General features: G+C 74.4%; 20 protein-coding genes. 13 read left to right on the top strand and 7 right to left on the bottom strand.

Features of this window, described 5'->3' with window-relative positions:
• Window positions 1-13 precede the first annotated feature (13 nt).
• Complete coding sequence (locus ABZ452_RS22740) at window positions 14-703, bottom strand: response regulator transcription factor (protein WP_089155714.1); 690 nt, start codon at window positions 701-703, stop codon at window positions 14-16.
• Window positions 704-776: 73 nt separating this feature from the next.
• Between ABZ452_RS22740 and ABZ452_RS22735 the strand changes: the two genes are divergently transcribed.
• Window positions 777-1703, top strand: a complete 927-nt coding sequence (locus ABZ452_RS22735; RefSeq protein WP_357946226.1) for an ADP-ribosylglycohydrolase family protein — start codon at window positions 777-779, stop codon at window positions 1701-1703.
• Window positions 1704-1878: 175 nt separating this feature from the next.
• On the opposite strand, the gene ABZ452_RS22730 is transcribed toward ABZ452_RS22735, so the two are convergent.
• Entirely contained in the window at window positions 1879-2721 is an 843-nt protein-coding gene (locus ABZ452_RS22730; RefSeq protein ID WP_357946224.1) for a DUF1775 domain-containing protein, read from the bottom strand.
• Window positions 2722-2963: 242 nt separating this feature from the next.
• Between ABZ452_RS22730 and thrS the strand changes: the two genes are divergently transcribed.
• The 4 genes from thrS to ABZ452_RS22710 all read left to right on the top strand — a co-directional run bounded on the left by thrS (window position 2964) and on the right by ABZ452_RS22710 (window position 7422).
• Window positions 2964-4988, top strand: coding sequence for a threonine--tRNA ligase (thrS, locus tag ABZ452_RS22725; RefSeq protein WP_357946222.1), 2025 nt, complete (start codon window positions 2964-2966; stop codon window positions 4986-4988).
• Between the two features lie 121 nt (window positions 4989-5109).
• The gene (locus ABZ452_RS22720) at window positions 5110-5622 is read left to right on the top strand and encodes an HIT domain-containing protein (RefSeq protein WP_357946322.1); all 513 of its coding nucleotides are present in this window, start codon (window positions 5110-5112) and stop codon (window positions 5620-5622) included.
• A 46-nt stretch (window positions 5623-5668) separates the two neighbouring features.
• Window positions 5669-6289, top strand: coding sequence for a hypothetical protein (locus ABZ452_RS22715; RefSeq protein WP_357946219.1), 621 nt, complete (start codon window positions 5669-5671; stop codon window positions 6287-6289).
• 74 nt (window positions 6290-6363) lie between these two features.
• On the top strand, window positions 6364-7422 hold the full coding sequence (locus ABZ452_RS22710) for an aldo/keto reductase (RefSeq protein ID WP_357946217.1): 1059 nt from the start codon (window positions 6364-6366) through the stop codon (window positions 7420-7422).
• A gap of 9 nt (window positions 7423-7431) precedes the next feature.
• Here ABZ452_RS22710 and ABZ452_RS22705 read toward each other — a convergent pair whose 3' ends face one another.
• Complete coding sequence (locus ABZ452_RS22705; protein ID WP_357946214.1) at window positions 7432-9594, bottom strand: elongation factor G-like protein EF-G2; 2163 nt, start codon at window positions 9592-9594, stop codon at window positions 7432-7434.
• 251 nt (window positions 9595-9845) lie between these two features.
• Here ABZ452_RS22705 and pgsA point away from each other — a divergent pair, with 251 nt between their 5' ends.
• The 7 genes from pgsA to ABZ452_RS22670 all read left to right on the top strand — a co-directional run bounded on the left by pgsA (window position 9846) and on the right by ABZ452_RS22670 (window position 15852).
• Window positions 9846-10466: a phosphatidylinositol phosphate synthase gene (gene pgsA / locus ABZ452_RS22700; RefSeq protein WP_357946211.1), complete on the top strand. Its 621-nt coding sequence runs from the start codon at window positions 9846-9848 to the stop codon at window positions 10464-10466.
• Window positions 10463-11392, top strand: coding sequence for a phosphatidylinositol mannoside acyltransferase (locus ABZ452_RS22695; RefSeq protein ID WP_357946208.1), 930 nt, complete (start codon window positions 10463-10465; stop codon window positions 11390-11392). The genes pgsA and ABZ452_RS22695 overlap by 4 nt, the downstream gene beginning before the upstream one ends.
• A 14-nt stretch (window positions 11393-11406) precedes the next feature.
• Window positions 11407-12567 carry a glycosyltransferase family 4 protein gene (locus tag ABZ452_RS22690; RefSeq protein ID WP_357946205.1) on the top strand — a complete coding sequence of 387 codons (1161 nt, stop codon included), beginning with the start codon at window positions 11407-11409 and terminating at the stop codon, window positions 12565-12567.
• Between the two features lie 82 nt (window positions 12568-12649).
• Entirely contained in the window at window positions 12650-13153 is a 504-nt protein-coding gene (locus ABZ452_RS22685; RefSeq protein WP_357946202.1) for a hypothetical protein, read from the top strand.
• A gap of 136 nt (window positions 13154-13289) precedes the next feature.
• A complete protein-coding gene (pdxS, locus tag ABZ452_RS22680) occupies window positions 13290-14207 on the top strand; it encodes a pyridoxal 5'-phosphate synthase lyase subunit PdxS (protein ID WP_357946199.1) in 918 nt (305 codons plus the stop codon).
• A 55-nt stretch (window positions 14208-14262) separates the two neighbouring features.
• Complete coding sequence (gene pdxT, locus ABZ452_RS22675; protein ID WP_357946196.1) at window positions 14263-14922, top strand: pyridoxal 5'-phosphate synthase glutaminase subunit PdxT; 660 nt, start codon at window positions 14263-14265, stop codon at window positions 14920-14922.
• 180 nt (window positions 14923-15102) lie between these two features.
• Window positions 15103-15852, top strand: a complete 750-nt coding sequence (locus ABZ452_RS22670; RefSeq protein ID WP_151464323.1) for a YebC/PmpR family DNA-binding transcriptional regulator — start codon at window positions 15103-15105, stop codon at window positions 15850-15852.
• A 72-nt stretch (window positions 15853-15924) separates the two neighbouring features.
• On the opposite strand, the gene ABZ452_RS22665 is transcribed toward ABZ452_RS22670, so the two are convergent.
• The 4 genes from ABZ452_RS22665 to ABZ452_RS22650 form a co-directional block, all read right to left on the bottom strand.
• A complete protein-coding gene (locus ABZ452_RS22665; protein ID WP_357946192.1) occupies window positions 15925-16986 on the bottom strand; it encodes an ABC transporter permease in 1062 nt (353 codons plus the stop codon).
• A complete protein-coding gene (locus ABZ452_RS22660; RefSeq protein ID WP_357946189.1) occupies window positions 16983-17876 on the bottom strand; it encodes an ATP-binding cassette domain-containing protein in 894 nt (297 codons plus the stop codon). Before ABZ452_RS22660 ends, ABZ452_RS22665 begins: the two co-directional genes overlap by 4 nt.
• A gap of 81 nt (window positions 17877-17957) precedes the next feature.
• Window positions 17958-18686: a response regulator transcription factor gene (locus ABZ452_RS22655; protein ID WP_357946186.1), complete on the bottom strand. Its 729-nt coding sequence runs from the start codon at window positions 18684-18686 to the stop codon at window positions 17958-17960.
• Window positions 18683-19963 (bottom strand): sensor histidine kinase, encoded by a 1281-nt coding sequence (locus ABZ452_RS22650; RefSeq protein WP_357946183.1) that lies wholly within the window; start codon window positions 19961-19963, stop codon window positions 18683-18685. The genes ABZ452_RS22655 and ABZ452_RS22650 overlap by 4 nt, the downstream gene beginning before the upstream one ends.
• Window positions 19964-20066: 103 nt before the next feature.
• Between ABZ452_RS22650 and ABZ452_RS22645 the strand changes: the two genes are divergently transcribed.
• Window positions 20067-20636, top strand: a complete 570-nt coding sequence (locus ABZ452_RS22645; protein ID WP_357946180.1) for a GNAT family protein — start codon at window positions 20067-20069, stop codon at window positions 20634-20636.
• Window positions 20637-20666: the final 30 nt, after the last annotated feature.

The following is a 20666-nucleotide window of genomic DNA, read 5'->3' as shown; positions in this document are numbered from 1 at the left end:
GCCAGCGCCGGCCTCAGTCCGGCGCCACCAGCCGGAAGCCGACCCCCCGCACGGTGCGCAGGTAGCGCGGCTTCGCCGCGGACTCGCCCATTTTGCGGCGGAGCCAGTAGAGGTGAACGTCGATGGTCTGGTCCTCGCCGACCGAGGGCTGCCGCCATACCTCCTCCAAGAGTTCCCGCCGGGACACTACCCGGCCGGGACGTGCGGCGAGATACGCCAGCAGGTCGAATTCCTTGCGGGTCAGGGCCAGGGGTTCGCCGTCCAGCACGGCGCTGCGCTCGCCCACGTCCACCCGCAGGCCGCCGACCGTGTGCACGGCCGGCTGGACGGTCCGGCTGGCCCGGCCGGCCCGGCGCAGCACGGTGGTGATCCGCGCGTCCAGGTGGGCGCCGGTGAAGGGCTTGACCATGTAGTCGTCGGCGCCCGCCCGGAGCAGCCGAACCACCGACTGCTCGTCGTCGCGGGCGGTCGCGATGATGATCGGCACGTCGGTGATGCCGCGCAGCATGCGCAGCGCGTCGGAGCCGTCCAGGTCGGGCAGGCCGAGGTCGAGCACCACCAGGTCGGGAGTCTCGGCGGCGACCCGGCGCAGCGCGTCCAGCGCCGTGCCGACGGCGTGCACCGCGTGTCCCCGGTCGGTGAGGGACCGCAGCATCGCGCCGCGGACGACGTGATCGTCTTCGACCAGGAGGACGGTTGCCACGTCAGCACCGTACTCGGCGTGGCAAGTTGATCGCGTTGCGGCAGTCCCGCGAACCGGGCAAGCTGGGACGACGATGACGTTCACTCTCTTCCCCGACACCCGCCTCACGCTCGCGCGCGACGCGCTGGCCGGCCTGTCCGTCGGCGACGCCCTCGGCGCGCGGTTCTTCGTGCCGGGCAGCGCGGTCGCCGCCTGGGCCGACGCGCTGCCGCCCGGCCCGTGGCCGTGGAGCGACGACACCGAGATGGCCTGCTCGGTGCTCACCGTGCTGGCCGCGCACGGTCGGGTGGACCGGGACGCCCTCGCGCTCGCCTTCGCGGCCCACTACGACCCGGCCCGCCGCTACGGCGCCGGCGCCGTGGAACTGCTCGAACTGATCCGCGCCGGCACGCCGTGGCCGGTGGCCGCCGCGTCCGCCTTCGACGGGCAGGGCTCCTGCGGCAACGGCGCGGCCATGCGGGTGGCCCCACTCGGCGCCTGGTACGCGGACTCCACCCGGCGCGCCGCCGACCAGGCCCGCGCCTCCGCCGAGGTGACCCACGCCCACCCCGAGGGGATCGCCGGGGCGGTCGCCGTGGCGGTGGCCGCCTCGCTGGCCGCCCGGGCCCGGCTGGACGGGGACCGGCCCGAGCCGGCCCGGCTGCTCACCGTGGTGGCCGGCGCCCTCGACCCGGCCGGCGAGGTGCACCGGGGCGTACGCCGGGCCGCCGCGCTGCTCGGCCACCCGGCCGGCGAGGTCGCCGAGACACTGGGCAACGGCTCCCGGGTGACCGCGCAGGACACCGTCCCCTTCACCCTCTGGGTCGCCGCCACCCACCTGCACGACTATCCGGCGGCGATCCGCGCCTGCGTGCAGGCGGGCGGGGACGTGGACACCACGGCGGCGATCGTCGGCGGCGTGGTGGCCGCCCACACCGGGGTCGGCACGCCGGGCGGTGTCCCGGACGGCTGGCTCGCCGCCCGTGAACCCCTCCCGCCCTGGCTCGCCGCCCCCGCCTGACCTCCTCACGCACCCCGCCGGTCGTCGCCAGGGCCCGCTCGCCGCGTTCGCCGCCAGCGGCGCGCCCGTGCGGTTCGCGCGGGCCGAGCTCCACGCGGCCGTGTCGGCTTCGGATCTTGGCGAGTTGTCGTTCGTTCCGAACGGTAGGTCGCCAAGATCGCCGGGCGTGGCGCGCTCAGCGGGAGGCCGTGGAGGTCAGGGGTGCGGTTTCGGCGGTGGTGGAGTGGGGTTCGGCGGGGTCTTCCTCGGGGGCGTCGTTGTCGGTCGGGGTGGGGGAGTCGGGCGGGAGGGTGAGGGTGTCGCGCTTCCGGCGGCTGAGCAGCCAGCCGATCGCCGCGCCGCCGGCCAGCCCGGCGAGCAGCCCGCCGCCCAGCAGCAGGTCCGCGCTCGGTCCGCCGTCGTCGGCCCGTGCCGCGGCGGCCGCCTCGGCCGGCGCCTCGGCGACCGGTTCGCCGTGGCCGGCGTGCGCGGCGGCGCCCGCCAGCGAGGGCAGCAGGGTGACCGTCGGGGCGGGGTGTGCGCCGCCGGGCGGATCGGCCCAGCGGACCACGGTGCCGTCGGCGTAGGTCTGGATCACCGTGAAGGTGAGCTTGTCGGTGGCCGGCATCGGACCCATGCCGAGCGACAGCCGGGCCGGCCCGCCCGAGCCGCCGGGCATCCGGATCCAGGCCACCGAGTCGGTCACCTGGTTCAGCTCGGAGGAGTGGATGCCCGCGACCGGCTGGTCCAGGGTGCGGGTGGTGATGGTGGGCGCCCAGTCGGGCACGGAGAGCGGGTAGACCTCGCCGATCGGGGCGTCCGCGGGCATCCGCAGCTCGATCCGGCTGGTCCGGCTGCCGGCCCGCTCCTCGGGCAGCACCACGGCCAGTTCGATGGCGTCGCCCTGGTGCACCTGGGCGGGTGAGGTCGTGAGGGTCACCTCGGCGGCGCTCGCGGCGCCGGGCCAGCCCAGCGTGCCGCCGACCGTGGCGGCCAGCAGCGCGGTCGCCCACCACCGGCCCCGACGGGTCATCGTCATGGTCGTCCCCATCCGTGTCGACACGGCCGGCAACCGGCTCCGGCCTCACCCGGTAGTTCGGGCGGGAAGGCGGAAAGGTTCAACGCCGGACGGAACTGATCGGCCGGGGGAGCGCGGCGTCGCCGACGGCGCGGGTCCGGGCGACCGATAGCATCGCAGGAGCCGGTACCCGGCACCCTTCGAACCCGTTCGACGGAGCCGGTACCCGGCACCTTCGAGCCCGTTCGACGACAGGAGTCACCGTGTCCGCACCCCGTACCCCCGTCGTGGCCGACCCCGTCGTCGTCGCCGCCGGGACGACGGCGGCCGACGCGGTGGCCGCGGCCGGGCTGCCGATGAGCGGCCCGAAGGCCATCGTGGTGGTCCGCGACCCGCAGGGCGTGCTCCGCGACCTCGACTGGAAGCCGGCCGAGGAGATCGCTGTCGAGCCGGTGGCCCTCGACACCCCGGACGGGCTGAACGTGCTGCGCCACTCCACCGCGCACGTGCTGGCCCAGGCCGTGCAGGACGTGTTCCCCGAGGCCAAGCTCGGCATCGGCCCGCCCATCGAGAACGGCTTCTACTACGACTTCCAGGTGGCCAAGCCGTTCCAGCCGGACGACCTGGCGAAGCTCGAGAAGCGGATGCAGGAGATCGTCAAGTCCGGCCAGCGGTTCCGCCGGCGCCGCTTCAGCAGCCTCGACGAGGCGCGCGGCGAGCTGGCCGCCGAGCCGTTCAAGATGGAGCTCATCGAGGTCAAGGGTGAGGGGCTGGACTCCTCCGAGCTGATGGAGGTGGGCGGCGGCGAGCTGACCATCTACGACAACCTCGCCGCCAACGAGGACAAGGTCTGCTGGTCGGACCTGTGCCGCGGCCCGCACCTGCCGAACACCCGGCTGATCGGCGCGTTCAAGCTCATGCGCTCGGCCGCCGCCTACTGGCGGGGCTCGGAGAAGAACCCCCAGCTCCAGCGGGTCTACGGCACGGCGTGGCCGACCCGGGACGAGCTCAAGGCGTACCTGCGGTTGCTGGAGGAGGCCGCCCGGCGCGACCACCGCAAGCTCGGCGCGGACCTGGACCTGTTCAGCTTCCCCGACGAGATCGGTTCCGGCCTGGCGGTCTTCCACCCCAAGGGCGGTGTGCTCAAGCGGGTGATGGAGGACTACGTCCGCACCCGCCACATCGAGGAGGGCTTCCAGTACGTCGGGACCCCGCACATCTCGAAGGAGGGCCTGTTCCACACCTCGGGCCACCTGCCGTACTACGCCGACGGGATGTACCCGCCCATGGAGCTCGAGGGCGCGGACTACTACCTCAAGGCCATGAACTGCCCCATGCACAACCTGATCTACCGGTCGCGCGGGCGGTCCTACCGCGAGCTGCCCATGCGGCTGTTCGAGTTCGGCTCGGTCTACCGCTACGAGAAGTCGGGCGTGGTCCACGGGCTGACCCGGGTGCGCGGCCTGACCCAGGACGACTCCCACTCCTACTGCACCCGGGAGCAGGCCCCGGCCGAGATCAAGCACCTGCTCAACTTCGTGCTGAGCCTGCTGAAGGACTTCGGCATCGACGACTTCTACCTGGAGCTGTCGACCCGCGACGAGGCCCGGCTCGACAAGTTCGTCGGGTCCGACGAGGACTGGGCGACGGCCACCGCGGTGCTGGAGCAGTGCGCCCGGGAGACCGGGCTGGACCTGGTGCCGGATCCGGGCGGCGCGGCCTTCTACGGCCCGAAGATCTCCGTCCAGGCCAAGGACGCCATCGGCCGCACCTGGCAGCTGTCGACCATCCAGTACGACTTCAACCAGCCGAAGGGCTTCGGGCTGGAGTACCAGGCGGCCGACGGCACGCGGCAGCAGCCCGTGATGATCCACTGCGCCAAGTTCGGGTCGATCGAGCGGTTCATCGGGGTGCTCACCGAGCACTACGCGGGCGCGTTCCCGGCGTGGCTCGCCCCGGTGCAGGTGGTCGGCATCCCGATCCGCGAGGACCACACCGACTACCTCCAGGACTTCGTCACCACCCTGCGCAAGCAGGGCATCCGCGCCGAGGTCGACGCCGGTGACGACCGGATGCAGAAGAAGATCCGCAACGCCCAGCAGCAGAAGATCCCGTTCATGGTGATCGCCGGTGACGACGACGTGGCCGCCGGCACGGTCTCCTTCCGCTACCGCGACGGGTCGCAGCGCAACGGCGTGCCGATCGAGGAGGCGGTGGCCCACGTGCGGGACGTCGCCGAGTCCCGCACCAACTCCGGCCCGTCGGCGGAGGGCACGCCCAACACCTGAGCCACCCGTCCCCCACCCGGCCGGTCCGGCCGGGTGGGAGACGGCCCGGTGACCGTAGGATCGGCGTGTGACTGGGGCGGAACGGCACTTCGACGGCGCCGGCAGCGGCGGCGAGAACGGTCTGGCGGACGGGCTGGAGCGGCTCTGGACGCCGCACCGGATGACCTACATCTCGGGCGGGGACCGGCCCGAGGGCGGCTACGAGAAGCCGACCGGCTGCCCGTTCTGCCTCGCCCCCGGCCGGCCGCCGGACGAGAGCCTGGTGGTGGCCCGGGGCGAGCACGTCTTCGCGGTGCTCAACCTCTACCCCTACAACCCGGGGCACCTCCTGGTCTGCCCCTACCGGCACGTGGCCGACTACACCGAGCTGGACGCGCCGGAGACGGCCGAGCTGGCCGCGTTCACCAAGGACGCCATGCGGGTGGTCCGGCACGTCTCCAGCGCGCACGGGTTCAACCTGGGCATGAACCAGGGCGGCGTCGCCGGCGCGGGCATCGCCGCGCACCTGCACCAGCACGTGGTGCCGCGCTGGGGCGGCGACGCGAACTTCATGCCGGTGATCGGCCGCACCAAGGTGCTGCCGCAACTGCTCGCCGACACCCGGGACCTGTTCGCCAAGGCCTGGCCGGCCTGACGGCCGGGGGCGGCCCCGGTCCGACCCCGGCAGTACGATCTTGGGCATGGCCCTGCTGCACCGCGCCGAACTGCGCCCCTCGAAGCTCGACCTGCTCGCCGCCTGGCTGCCCGGCCGGCCCTGGTTCACCGGCGACCCGGGTGCGGAGATCACCCGCGTGGCGGCCTACCGGTTCGACGACCCGGCCGGCGAGGTCGGCATCGAGACCATGCTGGTCCGGGCCGGCGACGGGCCGGTCCTCCAGGTGCCGCTCACCTACCGGGCCGCGCCGCTGCCCGGCGCCGAGCGGTGGCTGGTCGGCACCACCGACCACTCCGTGCTCGGCCCGCGCTGGGTGTACGACGCCTGCGGCGACCCGGTCTACCCGCCGGCCCTGGCCGCCGCCGTCCTCGCCGACGCCGGCCAGGCGGAGGAGTACTTCGAGGTCGACGGCCGGCGCGAGGTGCGCACCGCGAGCATGACCCTCGCCGGCACCCGGTCCGGGAACCCGTCGGCCTTCGACCTGGTCGACGAGGTGGTCGACGGCGACCCGACCCTGATCCGCGCCGGTGGCGCGGAGCTGGCCCTGGTCCGCCGGCCGGCCCCGGCCGACGCCCCGGCGCCCGCCCGGCTGACCGGCTCCTGGTCCGGGCAGGCCGACCCGGTGCTGCTGGCGTACGCCCGCTGACCGTCCGCCGGCCGGCCCGGCACCCGGGGTGAGGAAGCGGCCCACGGGTCCGGGGAAGGTGGCAGGATGCGGCGATGGCAGTCAGCACGCGGCCGTTGGGCCGCAGCGGCATCGCGGTCAGCGCCCTCGGCATGGGCTGCTGGGCGATCAGCGGCCCGTGGGCCGAGGGCGCCCGGCCGCTGGGCTGGGGCGCCGTGGACGACGCGGAGTCGATCCGGGCGGTCCGCCGCGCCCTCGACCTCGGGGTGACGCTCTTCGACACCGCCGACACGTACGGCGCCGGGCACGGCGAGCGGATCCTCGGCCGGGCCCTCGCCGGCCGGCGCGACGAGGCGGTGATCGCCACGAAGTGGGGCTACACGTTCGACGAGCGGGCCCGGCAGGCCACCGGGGAGGATGCCTCACCGGAGTACCTGCGGCGGGCGGTCGTCGACTCGCTGCGCCGGCTGGACACCGACCGGATCGACCTCTACCAGCTGCACCTCGCCGACCTCCCGGTGCCCCGGGCCGAGGCGCTGATCGGCACCCTGGAGGACCTGGTCGCCGACGGCCTGATCCGCGCGTACGGCTGGAGCACCGACCGGGCCGACCGGGCGGCGGCCTTCGCCCAGGTCGCGCGGGGCGCCGCCGCCGTGCAGCACGGCCTGTCGGTGCTCCGGGACGCCCCGGCCATGCTGGCCGCCTGCGAGAAGCACGACCTGGCCAGCCTGGCCCGGGGGCCGCTCGGGATGGGGCTGCTCACCGGCAAGTACACCCCGGAGTCCACGCTGCCCCGCGACGACGTGCGCGGGAACGCGCCGAACTGGCTGGAGTGGTTCCGCGGCGGCCGGCCCGCCCCGGAGTGGCTGCGCAGGGTCGCCGCCGTCCGGGGCGCGCTGACCGCGGACGGCCGGACCCTGGCCCAGGGCGCGCTCGGCTGGATCTGGGCGCGCAGCGGCCGGGCCGTGCCGATTCCCGGCGCCCGCACGGTCGCCCAGGTGGAGGAGAACGCCGCCGCGCTGGACCGCGGCCCGCTCGCCCCCGACCAGTTCGCCGAGGTGGAGCGCCAGCTCGCCGCCCTGCGCGCGGCGGCCATGCGCGACGCCGACCGCCCGCACTGGTCGATGCCGCCGGTGCCCGCGGCCCGCCCCTGACCCGCCGGGTCAGGCGCGGTTGCCGGCCTCCTTGCGGACCTGCTCGGCGAGGTGGGCGGGCATCGGCTCGTAGCGGGCGAACTCGCGGCGGAAGGTGCCGGTGCCGGCGGTCATCGAGCGCAGCTCGACCGCGTAGCGCAGCAGCTCGGTGGCGGGGACCTCGGCCTTGACCAGGGTGCGCCCCTCGGCGTCCGGGTCGGGCTCGGTGCCGAGCACCCGGCCGCGCCGGCCGGACAGGTCGCCCATCACCGCGCCCACCGACGAGTCGGGCACCCGGACGGTCACCTCGTCGACCGGCTCCAGCAGCGTGGGCTGCCCCTTCTCGGCGGCGTCCCGCAGGGCGAGGGCGCCAGCGGTCTGGAACGCCGCGTCGGAGGAGTCGACGCTGTGCGCCTTGCCGTCGAAGAGGGTCACCCGCAGGTCCACCACCGGGTAGCCGCCGACCAGGCCGCGATCCATCTGCGCCCGGACGCCCTTCTCCACCGACGGGATGTAGTTGTGCGGCACCGCGCCGCCGACCACCTTGTCCACGAACTCGAAGCCGGCGCCCCGGGGCAGCGGCGTGACCTCGATGTCGCAGACCGCGTACTGGCCGTGGCCGCCGGACTGCTTGACGTGCCGGCCGTGGCCCCTGGCGGCGGCCGTGAACGTCTCGCGCAGCTCCACCCGGACCGGCTCGGTCTCCAGCTCCACCCCGCCGGCGCGCAGCCGGTCGAGCACCACGTCGGCGTGCGCCTCGCCCATGCACCAGAGCACCAGCTGGTGGGTCTCGGCGTTGCGGTCCAGCCGCAGGGTCGGGTCGCCGGCGACCAGCCGGGCCAGGTTGCGGGCCAGGGCGTCCTCGTCGGCCCGGCTCTTCGCCACGATGGCCACCGGCAGCAGCGGCTCCGGCATCTCCCACGGGGCGATGAGCAGCGGCTCCTCCTTGGCGGAGATGGTGTCGCCGGTCTCCGCGCTGCCCGACTTGGTGATCGCGCAGATGTCACCGGCCACCGCGGTGGTCACCTCCCGCAGCGTCGCGCCGAGCGGGCTGTAGATGTGGCCGACCCGCTCGTCGGCGTCGTGGTCGGGGTGGCCGCGCTCGGCCATGCCGTGACCGGACACGTGGACCGCCTGGTCGGGGCGGAGCGTGCCGGAGAAGACCCGGACCAGCGAGACCCGCCCGACGTGCCGGTCCACCGTCGTCTTGACGACCTCGGCGACCAGCGGGCCGTCGGGGTCGCAGGCCAGCGGCGGCCGGGGCGAGCCGTCCACCCCGGTGACCGCGGGCAGCTCGTGCTCCAGCGGTGACGGGAACGCCGCCACCAGCCCGTCCAGCAGCGCGTCCAGCCCGACGCCGGTCTCCGCGCAGACCGGCACCACCGGGTAGAAGTGGCCGCGGGCGACCGCCGTCTCCAGGTCGGTGATGAGCACCTCGGTGTCGATCTCCTCGCCGCCGAGGTAGCGGTCCATGAGGGTCTCGTCCTCGCTCTCCGCGATGATCCCCTCGATCAGCTCGTTGCGGGACTCCAGGATGGCCGGCAGGTGCTCCGGGTCCGGCTCGCGTACCGCCGCCGGCAGGCCCTGGGAGTAGTCGAACACCCGCCGCGTGATCAGCCCCATGAGGCCGGCGACCGACTCGCCGTCGTCGCCCAGCATCGGCAGGTAGAGGGGGAGCACGTTGTCGCCGAAGACCCGCTGGCAGAGGGCCACCGCCTCGTCGAAGTCGGCGCGCGGGTGGTCCAGCCGGGTCACCGCGACGGCGCGGGGCATGTCCACCGCGGCGCACTCCTCCCAGAGCGCGGCCGTGGCGGCGTCCATGCCGTCGACGGCGGAGACCACGAACAGCGCCGCGTCGGCGGCCCGCAGCCCGGCGCGCAGCTCGCCGACGAAGTCGCCGTACCCGGGGGTGTCCAGGAGGTTGACCTTGACGTCGCGGTGCAGCAGCGGGGCACAGGCCAGGCTCACCGAGCGCTGCTGGCGCACGGCGGCGGGATCATGGTCGCAGACGGTGGTGCCCTCGGTGACGTTGCCGGCCCGGCCGATCGTGCCGCTGGCCGCGAGCAGCGCCTCGACCAGAGTCGTCTTGCCCGCTCCGGAGTGCCCGACGAGCACCACGTTGCGAACCCTGCCGGGCTCGGTCACCACCGGCGCGCCGCCGGTGACACCCTTCTCCTGATTCTTCTGCGCCATCGCGGCGCACCTCCCTCAACCGGTGGTGGTGGCGACCGCCGCGCGCGACGGGGAAGCGGCCCGGGCGGGCACCGCGGCGATATCTTCCGGTGATCTCCTGGACGACGGGTAGGCGGACGGGTGATCCGGTGAGCTGGCTCACCTCCCACGCTCGATCTCACACCTGTAACCGGGCCGACACAAGAGCGCCAGGCGGGTCGGGACGACCGGCTGTGTCCCCGACCGCTGCCGGCCGTTATCGTGGGACCCCCATGGCGAAGATCTTCCAAGTGACGGCCCGCGCGGGCATGACCCGCGTCGTGGAGCCGGTCGCGCGCGGCCTGCTCCGCGCCGGTGTGTCCCCCAACGCGGTCACCGTGACCGGCACCGTCGGCGTGCTCGTCGGCGCGCTCGGCTTCGGCGCCCGCGGTCACCTGGTCGCCGGTGCGCTGATCGTCACGGTCTTCGCGCTCACCGACCTGCTCGACGGCACGATGGCCCGGATGAGCGGCGGCTCCACCCGGTTCGGGGCCTTCCTCGACTCGAGCATGGACCGGATCGCCGACAGCGCCGTCTTCGGCGCGGTCGCCTACTGGCTGGCCAGCCAGCACGACCACTCCGGGGTGGCCGCCGCGCTGCTCTGCCTGGCCGCCGGTGGCCTGGTCTCCTACGTCAAGGCCCGCGCGGAGGGGCTCGGGATGACCTGCAACGTGGGCATCGCCGAGCGCACCGAGCGGCTGCTGATCGTCGGGGTGGGCGGCCTGCTCACCGGCCTCGGCGTCCGGCCGGCCCTGGAGATCGCGCTCTGGCTGCTCGCCGCCGTCTCGATCTTCACGGTCGGGCAGCGGATGGCCCACGTGTACCGGCAGGCGCAGCTGGTCGGCCGGGAGTGAACCTCACCGAGGCGGGCTACGTCGCCGGCTGGCGGCTGGTCCGCGCGCTGCCCCGGCCCGTGGTGGCCGCCGCCTTCCGGGCCGGCGCCGACCGCGCCCACCGCGGCAACGGCCGGGGTACGCGCCGGCTGCGCGCCAACCTGCGCCGGGTGGTCGGCCCCGACCTGCCCGAGGCGGAGCTGGACCGGCTGGTCCGCGACGGCCTGCGGTCGTACGCCCGGTACTGGCTGGATGCGTTCCGCCTGCCGAGCCTGAGCCGGCGCGAGATCCTCGCCGGGTTCCACCTCGACGGCCAGGAGAAGCTCGCCGCCGACGTGGCGGCCGGCCGGGGCGCCGTGGTCGCCCTGCCGCACGCCGGCAACTGGGACGCCGCCGGCGCCTGGGTGGCGGCCACCGGCTGGCCGATCACCACGGTCGCCGAGCGGCTCAAGCCGGAGGGCCTCTACGAGCGCTTCCTCGCCTTCCGGCAGGGCCTCGGCATGGAGATCCTGCCCACCTCCGGCGGCGACCGGCCGGCGTTCGACGTGCTGGTGGACCGGCTGCGAGCGGGCGCCGTGGTGCCGCTGCTCGCCGACCGGGACCTCTCCGCCCGCGGCGTGGACGTGGAGTTCTTCGGCGGCCGGACCCGGATGCCGCCCGGCCCGGCCCTGCTGGCCATCCGCACCGGCGCGCCGCTCTACGTGGCCTCGCTGTGGTACGAGCCGGACGGCCCCCGTGCCGCCCTGGAGGGCCCGCTGGAGCTGCCCGAGGAGGGCAGCGCCCCGCTGGACGCCCGGGTGCGCGCGGTGACCCAGCGGATTGCCGACGGTCTGGCGGCGGGCATCGCCCGGCATCCGGAAGACTGGCACATGTTGCAGCGGATGTGGCTGGACCAGCGCGCCGACGGCAGCGTGTCGCAGTCGCCGGCCACCACCGGGACGATCTGAGGGAGCGGGGCGCAATGCGGATCGGCATCGTGTGCCCGTACTCCTTCGACGTCCCGGGCGGGGTGCAGAACCACGTCATGGACCTGGCCGAGGCGCTGCTCGGGCTCGGCCACGAGGTGAGCGTGCTGGCCCCGGCCGACGAGGACGCGGCGCTGCCGCCGTACGTCGTGTCGGCCGGGCGGGCGGTGCCGCTGCCGTACAACGGCTCGGTGGCCCGGATCGCCTTCGGCCCGGTCTCCACGGCCCGGGTGCGGCGCTGGATCACCCGGGGCGACTTCGACGTGCTGCACGTGCACGAGCCGCTGACCCCCAGCCTGTCGATGCTGGCCGTGCTCTGCGCGCGGGGCCCGGTGGTGGCCACCTTCCACACGGCCATGACCCGGTCGCGGGTGCTGTCCGCCGCGCAGGGGGTGCTCCAGATCCTGCTCGAACGGATCACCGCCCGGATCGCGGTGAGCGCGCTGGCCCGCAAGGTCCAGGTCGAGCACATGGACGGCGGCGCCGTGGAGATCCCCAACGGGGTGGCGGTGGCGAAGTTCGCCGGCGTCGAGCCGTTGCCCGGCTGGCCGGGGGAGTGCGCGCCGGCCAGCGGCGGCACGCTCGGCTTCCTGGGCCGGTTCACCGAGCCGCGCAAGGGCTTCCCGATCCTGCGCGACGCCTTCGTGGCGCTCGCCCCGCACCGCCCGGGCCTGCGCCTGCTGGTCGCCGGGCCGGGCGACGCCGAGGACCTCTACGGGCAGTTCCCGGCCGACCTGCGGGACCGGGTGACCTTCCTCGGCATGGTTTCCGAGGCCGACAAACCTCGCATGCTGCGCAGCCTGCACCTCTACGTCGCACCGAACACCGGCGGGGAGTCCTTCGGGATGATCCTCACCGAGGCGCTCGCCGCCGGCACCACCGTGGTGGCCAGCGACCTGGACGCGTTCCGCCGCGTGCTGGACGGCGGGCGGGCCGGCCGGCTCTTCCCGACCGGGGACGCGGCGGCCCTGCGTACCGCCCTGGTGGACCTGCTCGACGACGCGGGGCAGCGGGCCGGGCTGACCGCAGCCGGCGACCAGGTGGTCGCGAATTTCGACTGGCCCGTGGTTGCCCGGCGCGTTCTGGAGGTATACGCAGCGGCGATCGAGGCCACCGACGGCCGGGTCATGGACCAGGAATGGGCGGGGCTGGGCTGAACCCGGTGGCCGGTGGGGCCGCTGTGACGAGCGCGTCGACCGGTGCCCGCGCCGGCCGGGCGGGATGAGGAGCAGCACTACGATGCCGGGCATGTGGTGGGTGGTGGGCGCGGCCCTGGTGCTCGGGCTGGTCTCGGCGTACCTGATCTGGACCGCCGGCCGGGTCGAGCGGCTGCAGGCCCGCGCGGAGTCGGCGGCCCGGGCGCTCGACGCGCACCTGCTGCGGCGCGCGGCGGCCGCCGCCGTGCTGGCCGAGCAGCGCTACGGCGTGGAGCTGTACTCGGCCGCCCGGATCGCCCTGGACGCCGTGGGGGAGGAGCGGGAGGCCGCGGAGAACGACCTCACCCGGCAGCTGCGCACGGTGGAGCTGGACCCGGCGGACCCGGCCTGTGAGGCGGTGATCGCGGCCAGCCGGCGGCTGGCCCTGGCCCGGCAGGTGCACACCGACCTGGTCCGCGACGCCCGGGCGGCCCGCGGCCGCCCGCTGGTACGCCTGCTCCGCATGGGACGTGGGCGGGAGTGGCCCCGCTACTTCGACGTCGACGACCCCACGCTCACCCCGCGGGCGGACGTCACCACGGGCTGAGCGGCCAGGGCCCCGACCCCCGGTGACGCCGACCACAGAGCAGGCCACCGGGGGTCTGATTGGCTGTCGGACCGGCGTTGACCCCGTCGTAGCCTTTCCCCAGCCACCCCCGAGCACGTCCAAGGAGCGATGACCCGTGCCCGAATCCACCTCCCCGAACACCGACGCCAACCCCGTCGTCGGCACCGCCCGCGTCAAGCGGGGGATGGCCGAGATGCTCAAGGGCGGCGTGATCATGGACGTGGTCACCCCCGAGCAGGCCAAGATCGCCGAGGACGCCGGCGCCGTCGCCGTCATGGCGCTGGAGCGGGTGCCCGCCGACATCCGCGCCCAGGGCGGCGTCTCCCGGATGAGCGACCCGGACATGATCGACGGCATCATCAGCGCCGTCTCCATCCCGGTGATGGCCAAGGCCCGGATCGGCCACTTCGTCGAGGCGCAGGTCCTCCAGTCCCTCGGCGTCGACTACGTCGACGAGTCCGAGGTGCTGACCCCGGCCGACTACGAGAACCACATCGACAAGTGGGCGTTCACCGTCCCCTTCGTGTGCGGCGCGACCAACCTGGGCGAGGCGCTGCGCCGGATCACCGAGGGCGCCGCCATGATCCGCTCGAAGGGCGAGGCCGGCACCGGCGACGTCTCCAACGCCACCACCCACATGCGGAAGATCCGCAAGGAGATCCGCCGGCTCCAGACGCTGCCGGCCGACGAGCTGTTCGTGGCCGCCAAGGAGCTCCAGGCGCCGTACGAGCTGGTCAAGGAGATCGCCGAGACCGGCAAGCTGCCGGTCGTGCTGTTCACCGCGGGCGGCATCGCCACCCCGGCCGACGCGGCCATGATGATGCAGCTCGGCGCCGAGGGCGTCTTCGTCGGCTCCGGCATCTTCAAGTCGGGCAACCCGGCCCAGCGCGCCGCCGCGATCGTGAAGGCCACCACCTTCCACGACGACCCGGACGTGCTGGCCAAGGTCTCCCGCGGCCTGGGCGAGGCGATGGTCGGCATCAACGTCGACGAGATCCCGCAGCCCCACCGCCTGGCCGAGCGCGGCTGGTGACGGTGACCGGACGGGGCCCGGCCGGGCCCCGTCCGCCGAGCGAGAGGAGCGGGGAGTGACCACACCCGTCATCGGTGTGCTCGCCCTCCAGGGCGACGTGCGCGAGCACCTCGCCGCCCTGGCCGGCGCCGGCGCGGACGCCCGTCCGGTGCGCCGCCCGGCCGAGCTGGACGCGGTCGACGGCCTGGTGATTCCGGGCGGCGAGTCGACCACCATGAGCAAGCTCGCCGACATCTTCGAGATGCGCGAGCCGATCGACAAGCGGATCGCCGGCGGCATGCCGGTCTACGGGTCCTGCGCCGGCATGATCATGCTGGCCGCCGAGGTGCTCGACGGCCGACCCGACCAGCGCGGCTTCGCCGGCATCGAGATGACCGTCCGGCGCAACGCGTTCGGCCGGCAGGTCGACTCGTTCGAGGCGCCCGTGGAGATCACCGGGGTCGCGGGCGAGCCGTTCCACGCGGTCTTCATCCGGGCCCCCTGGGTCGAGCGGGTCGGCGCGGGCGTCGAGGTGCTCGGCCGGGTCACCGACGACGACTCCAGGTCGCCGCGCGGCGTCCGACGCGCCGAGCCGGAGTCGTCGTCCGGGCCGGCCGCCGACCGGATCGTCGCGGTGCGGCAGGGCCACCTGCTGGCCACCTCCTTCCACCCGGAACTCACCGGCGACCTGCGGTTGCACCGCTACTTCGTGGATCTCGTCCGGGCCGCCGCCTGACCGCACGCGGCGCCGCCCCGGGTGCGGGTGTGACATGCGGGGACGCCGCCTCGGTAGGATTGCGGCGGTTCGGCAGGGCTCACCGCCCGCCGCCGCCCCCCAGCCGACCGCCCGGCGGTCCCGGTTCGGCGCGGGCGCGGACAGTCGACGCAGGCGTGGGTCAACAGACGGAGGTATGAGATGTCCGGCCACTCAAAGTGGGCGACCACCAAGCACAAGAAGGCCGTCATCGACGCCAAGCGCGGCAAGATGTTCGCCAAGCTGATCAAGAACGTCGAGGTGGCGGCCCGCACCGGCGGCGGGGACCCCGCCGGTAACCCGACCCTCTACGACGCCATCCAGAAGGCGAAGAAGAGCTCGGTGCCGAACGACAACATCGACCGCGCCGTCAAGCGCGGCTCCGGCCTGGAGGCCGGCGGCGCCGACTGGCAGACCATCATGTACGAGGGCTACGGCCCGAACGGCGTGGCGATGCTGATCGAGTGCCTCACGGACAACCGCAACCGGGCGGCGACCGAGGTGCGCACCGCGCTCACCCGCAACGGCGGCTCGCTCGCCGACGCCGGCTCCGTGTCGTACATGTTCTCCCGCAAGGGCGTGGTGATCGTCCCCAAGGAGGGCACCACCGAGGACGACGTCATGATGGCCGTGCTCGACGCGGGCGCCGAGGAGGTCAACGACCTCGGTGAGGCGTTCGAGGTGGTCTCCGAGCCGACCGACCTCATCCCGGTCCGCACCGCCCTGCAGGACGCCGGCATCGAGTACGAGTCGGCCGAGTCCTCCCTCATCCCCAGCGTCAACGTGCCGCTGGACGAGGAGGGCGCGCGCAAGATCTTCAAGCTGATCGACGTCCTCGAGGACTGCGACGACGTGCAGAACGTCTACGCCAACTTCGACGTCTCCGACGAGGTCATGGCCGCCGTCGGCTGACGGCCCCGACGGGTGGTCTCGCGCCGGGCGATCGTGTCGCCCGGCGCGAGATCCGTTCCACGGCTGCCGCGCTCAGGCCACGGTCTCCCGCGACCGCCAGGCCGTACGGATCGACGTGCGGCCGTTGGTGCGCAGCAGCGCGCCCTCGTAGACGCGGGCCCCGGCGAGCAGGAAGCCGGCGGCCGCCGCCAGCAGCAGGACGAGCGCCACCGCCGGCTCCCAGGCGGCCGCGTCCCCGGTGAACAGCCGCAGCGGCATGGCCGTCGGCGCCGAGAACGGCAGGTAGGACAGCACCCGCATGGCGGTCGTGTTGTCGTGCAGGAAGATCACCGCGAAGAACGGCAGCATGACGGTGAGCTGCACCGGCATCGACACGCCACCGATGTCCTCGAGCCGGTTGACCAGCGCGCCGGCCGCCGCCCACATGGCCGCGATCAGCACGAAGCCCAGCAGGAAGAACGGGACGAACCAGCCGATCGCCGGTGCCAGCAGGGAGAGCAGCCCGGTGTCGTCGCCGAACGTCATGCCGGCCACCGCGACGAGCGCGACCAGGGCGATCTGACCGAGGGCGAGGAGCGTGCCGGCGACGAGCTTGCCGGCGAGCAGCGCCCGTACCGGCACCGCGGCGACCAGGATCTCGACGATCCGCGTCTGCTTCTCCTCGATGATGCTCTGCGCGATCTGCACGCCGAAGCCCTGCGACGTCACGAAGAAGATGAACGCGAACGCGAACGGCACCAGGAAGGCCACCGCCGGGTCCACGGCGTCCGGGTTCAGCAGCCGGACCTGGGGTCGCGTGCTCAGCGCGGCCACCACGTCGTCCGGCGCGTCGTCCATCGCGAGCACGGTCGGGCCGGCGACGACCGCGGCGTCCACGTCACCGTCGTGGACGGCCTGCTCGGCGGCCCGGTCGTCGGGCACGACCCGCACCTTGAGGCCGGCGGCCCGCAGCGGCTCGGCGGCCTGCGCGGTCACGGCCACGCTCGACGGGCCGCCGGCCAGCACCGCCGGCAGGATGGTTCCCGCCGCGGCGAGCAGCAGGAAGAACACGGTGCTGATCAGGAAGGTCCGGTCGCGCAGCTTGACCCGGATCTCGCGGGCCGCGACCAGGCGGGTGGCCTGCAGGGTGTTCACTGGGCGACCTCTCGGAAGATCTCGGTGAGGGAGGGGCGGACCGGGCGGAACGCGCGGACCGGGCCGCGGGCCAGGGCCGCCCGCAGGACGGGTTGCTCGTCGGCGTCGGTGGCGAGGTCGAACACGGCGCGGGCGCCGTCCAGGTCGACGAGGGTCACCCCGGGCTGGTCGCGCAGCCAGCCGGCGTCGGTCTCCACCACCAGCTCGAACCGGGGCGCGGTGTACGTCCGCCGCAGCTGCTCCCGATCACCGGCGGCCCGGATCACCCCGTCCGCGATGATCACCAGGTCGTCGCAGAGCCGCTCCACCACGTCGAGCTGATGGCTGGAGAAGAGCACCGGGACACCGGCGGCGGCCCGCTCGCGCAGCACCCCGACGACGGTGTCGACGGCCAGCGGGTCGAGGCCGGAGAACGGCTCGTCCAGCACCAGCACCTCGGGCTCGTGCACCAGCGCGGCGGCGATCTGGGCGCGCTGCTGGTTGCCCAGCGAGAGGGTCTCCAGCAGGTCGTCGCCACGCTCGGCGAGACCCACCTGCTCCAGCAGGGCGTCCGTGGCGCGCCGGGCCGCCGCGGGAGCCATCCCGTGCAGCAGGCCCAGGTAGGTCACCTGTTCCCGGACGCTCATCTTGGGGTAGAGGCCACGTTCCTCCGGCATGTAGCCGAAGCGCCGGCGGGCCTCCCCGGTCAGCGGCGCACCCTGCCAGGTCACCCGGCCGGCGTCGGCGGCGAGGACGCCGAGGATGATCCGCATGGTGGTGGTCTTGCCGGCGCCGTTGCCGCCCACGAAGCCGGTCATCCGGCCGGCCGCCACGTCGAAGGACACGTTCCTGAGCACCTGACGGTCGCCGAAACTTCGGTCGACGCCGTCGAGGCGGAGCACATCGGTCACGGCGACCACGCTAGAGCCGCGATCTTGGGCTGCCGTCCGTCCCGGGGTGGAGATCCGGCGTCCCCCCGACGGCGGAGCCGGTCACCCGCCGGGCCGCACCACCCCCTGCTCGTACGCGAAGACCACCGCCTGGACCCGGTCGCGCAGGCCCAGTTTGGCGAGCACCCGGCTCACGTGGGTCTTCACCGTGGCCTCCCCGAGGTGCAGCTGGGCGGCGATCTCGGCGTTGCTCGCGCCCCGGGCGAGCAGGACGAGGACCTCCCGCTCCCGGGGGGTGAGCTCGTCGAGCGGCGCGCCACCCGCCGCCACGCCACCCACCGCCACGCCACCCGCCGCCACGCCACCCGCCCATGTGCCGCCCGGCCGGGCGAAGGTGGCGATCACGCGCCGGGTCAGTTCCGGGGCGAGCAGCGCGTCACCCCGGGCCAGGACCCGGATCGCCTCGACGAGCGCCTCCGGGGTGCCGTTCTTCAGCAGGAAGCCGCTGGCGCCGGCCTGGAGGGCGGCGAACAGGTAGTCGTCCCGGTCGAACGTGGTGAGGATGAGGACGGCCGGCGTGCCGGGGGAGCCCGGCGCGGTGATCTGCCGGGTCGCCTCCAGCCCGTTCATGCCGGGCATCTCCACGTCCATCAGCACGACGTCCGGGTGCAGCGCCCGGGTCATGCTCACCGCGCGCTCGCCGTCGGCCGCCTCGCCGACCACCGCCAGGTCGTCCTCCACCTCGAGGATGACGCGGAACCCGGTACGCACCAGGTGCTGGTCGTCGGCGAGCAGGACCCGGATCGGCCGGTCCACGTCGGGCCCGGTCATGCCGCCTCCGCCAGGGCGACCGCCAGCGGGAGGCGGGCGCGGACGCGCCAGCCGCCGCCGGCCCGGGGGCCCGCCTCCAGCTCGCCGCCGTGGGTGGCGACCCGTTCGCGCATGCCGACCAGGCCAAGCCCGTCGGCGTTCGCCGGGTGGGTGGACCGTCCGTCGTCGGTCACGTCGACCTCGACCTCCCTGGCCAGGTAGCGGATCCGCACGTCGAGCGCGCCCGCGCCGGTCGCGTGTCTGAGCACGTTCGTCACGGCCTCCTGGACGATGCGGTACGCCGCCTGGGACACCGACTCCGGCAGCGGCACCGGGTCGCCGTACACCCCGAGGGTGGCCCGCAGCCCGGCGTCGCGCGCCCGCTCCACGACCGCGGCGACCCGGTCGATCCCGGCAGGCGGCCCGCCGGGATCGGGGGCGTTGTCACCCGCGCGGAGCACGCCGAGCATGCGGCGCAGCTCGTCGACCGCCGTGCGGGCGGTGTCCTCGATCGCGGTCAACGCCGTCCGGGCCTTGGCCTGGTCCTTGTCGAAGACCCGCCGCGCCGCCGACGCCTGCACCCCCATCACCGACACGTGGTGGGCGACCACGTCGTGCAGCTCGCGGGCGATCCGCACCCGTTCGCCGATCACCGCCCGCCCGCGCGCCTCGGCCTGGGAGCGGCGCAGCTCCTCCGCCCGCTGTATCAGCTCGTGCTGGCGGCGGGCGGCCAGCCACGCGGTCTCCCCGAAGAAGTACGCGAAACCGAAGACGAGCCCGTTGACCAGCACCCCGGTCACGATGGCCGCGAGCACCGGCGGCACCGGGCCGGCCGCGCGGGCGAACGCGTCCGGCGGGATGCTGCCGATGCTGACGGCGTAGTACACGCCGAGCCAGGCGAACATCGTGGCGATGATCCCGATGCGCAACCGGCGGGCCAGCCTGCGGTCCGGCCCCCAGGCGCCGAGCGAGTACAGCGCGGCGAACAGGGACCAGGCGGAGAGCTGCGTCTCCGGGGCGGAGCGGGCCTGGGCGGCGATGAAGGCGGCCGACACGACGAGGGTGGTGGTGGCCGGGAACCGCCGTCGCCAGATCAGCGGCAGCGTCACCGCGACGGTCCAGAAGACCTGCTCCGGCCAGGACGGCGGCGGACCGAGCAGGAACGCGCCGGTGCTGTGGGTCAGGGTGAGGCTCAGCAGGGCCAGCACGGTCACGGCCAGCCCGCCGTAGAGGTCGAGGCGCAGGTGCTCCGGTGCGGGCGTGGGCCGGCGCCAGGTGTCGGCCGTCGTGGTGGTCACCTGACCAAGACTCTCATCCCGCCGGCCGTCGATGCCCAGGTCCGGACCCGGCGGCCGGGAAACCGGGCTGACCGGCCGGCCGCCGCGCCCGTACCCTGCCGGCATGCTCGTTCCCGACCTGCCGCTGCGTACCGACCGCCTGCTGCTGCGCGCCTTCACCCCCGACGACCTGGCCGTCGTCCGCGACTACCGCGGCCGCCCGGAGGTGACCCGGTTCCTCTACCACGAGCCCTACGACGACGCCGCCGCCCGGGCGGCGGTGGACCGGATGGTGCGGCGCACCGCGCTGCGCGCGCCGGGCGACGTGCTCAACCTGGCCGTCGTCCTGCCGGAGACCGGGGAGTTCGTCGGCGACGTGCTGCTCAGCTGGACCAGCGGGGAGCATCGGCAGGGCGAGATCGGCTACGTCGCCCACCCCGACCACACCGGCCGGGGGTACGTCACCGAGGCGGCCCGGGAGATGCTGCGGCTCGGCTTCGACGGCCTCGGGCTGCACCGGATCGTCGGCCGGCTCGACGCCCGCAACACCGCCTCGGCCCGGGTGCTGGAGCGCCTCGGCATGCGCCGCGAGGCGGACCTGCGGGAGAACGAGTTCGTCAAGGGCGAGTGGACCGACGAGGCCGTGTACGCCCTGCTCGCCCGGGAGTGGCGGGCCCGACCCGCCGACGCCTGAACCGGTGCGGCCCGACACCCGGGGGTATCG

Source organism: Micromonospora sp. NPDC005707, from assembly GCF_040631005.1.
Taxonomy (GTDB): domain Bacteria; phylum Actinomycetota; class Actinomycetes; order Mycobacteriales; family Micromonosporaceae; genus Micromonospora.
The sequence above is the reverse complement of the archived record's forward strand: the minus strand, read 5'-3'. Positions and strand labels throughout refer to the sequence as shown.

Excerpts from the sequence above, each read along its gene's own strand:
- ABZ452_RS22735 (WP_357946226.1), top strand. The coding sequence starts at position 777 with ATGACGTTCACTCTCTTCCCCGACACCCGCCTCACGCTCGCGCGCGAC.
- ABZ452_RS22730 (WP_357946224.1), bottom strand. The coding sequence starts at position 2,721 with ATGACGATGACCCGTCGGGGCCGGTGGTGGGCGACCGCGCTGCTGGCC.
- ABZ452_RS22715 (WP_357946219.1), top strand. The coding sequence starts at position 5,669 with ATGGCCCTGCTGCACCGCGCCGAACTGCGCCCCTCGAAGCTCGACCTG.
- ABZ452_RS22710 (WP_357946217.1), top strand. The coding sequence starts at position 6,364 with ATGGCAGTCAGCACGCGGCCGTTGGGCCGCAGCGGCATCGCGGTCAGC.
- ABZ452_RS22705 (WP_357946214.1), bottom strand. The coding sequence starts at position 9,594 with ATGGCGCAGAAGAATCAGGAGAAGGGTGTCACCGGCGGCGCGCCGGTG.
- pgsA (WP_357946211.1), top strand. The coding sequence starts at position 9,846 with ATGGCGAAGATCTTCCAAGTGACGGCCCGCGCGGGCATGACCCGCGTC.
- ABZ452_RS22690 (WP_357946205.1), top strand. The coding sequence starts at position 11,407 with ATGCGGATCGGCATCGTGTGCCCGTACTCCTTCGACGTCCCGGGCGGG.
- ABZ452_RS22685 (WP_357946202.1), top strand. The coding sequence starts at position 12,650 with ATGCCGGGCATGTGGTGGGTGGTGGGCGCGGCCCTGGTGCTCGGGCTG.
- ABZ452_RS22670 (WP_151464323.1), top strand. The coding sequence starts at position 15,103 with ATGTCCGGCCACTCAAAGTGGGCGACCACCAAGCACAAGAAGGCCGTC.
- ABZ452_RS22655 (WP_357946186.1), bottom strand. The coding sequence starts at position 18,686 with ATGACCGGGCCCGACGTGGACCGGCCGATCCGGGTCCTGCTCGCCGAC.
- ABZ452_RS22645 (WP_357946180.1), top strand. The coding sequence starts at position 20,067 with ATGCTCGTTCCCGACCTGCCGCTGCGTACCGACCGCCTGCTGCTGCGC.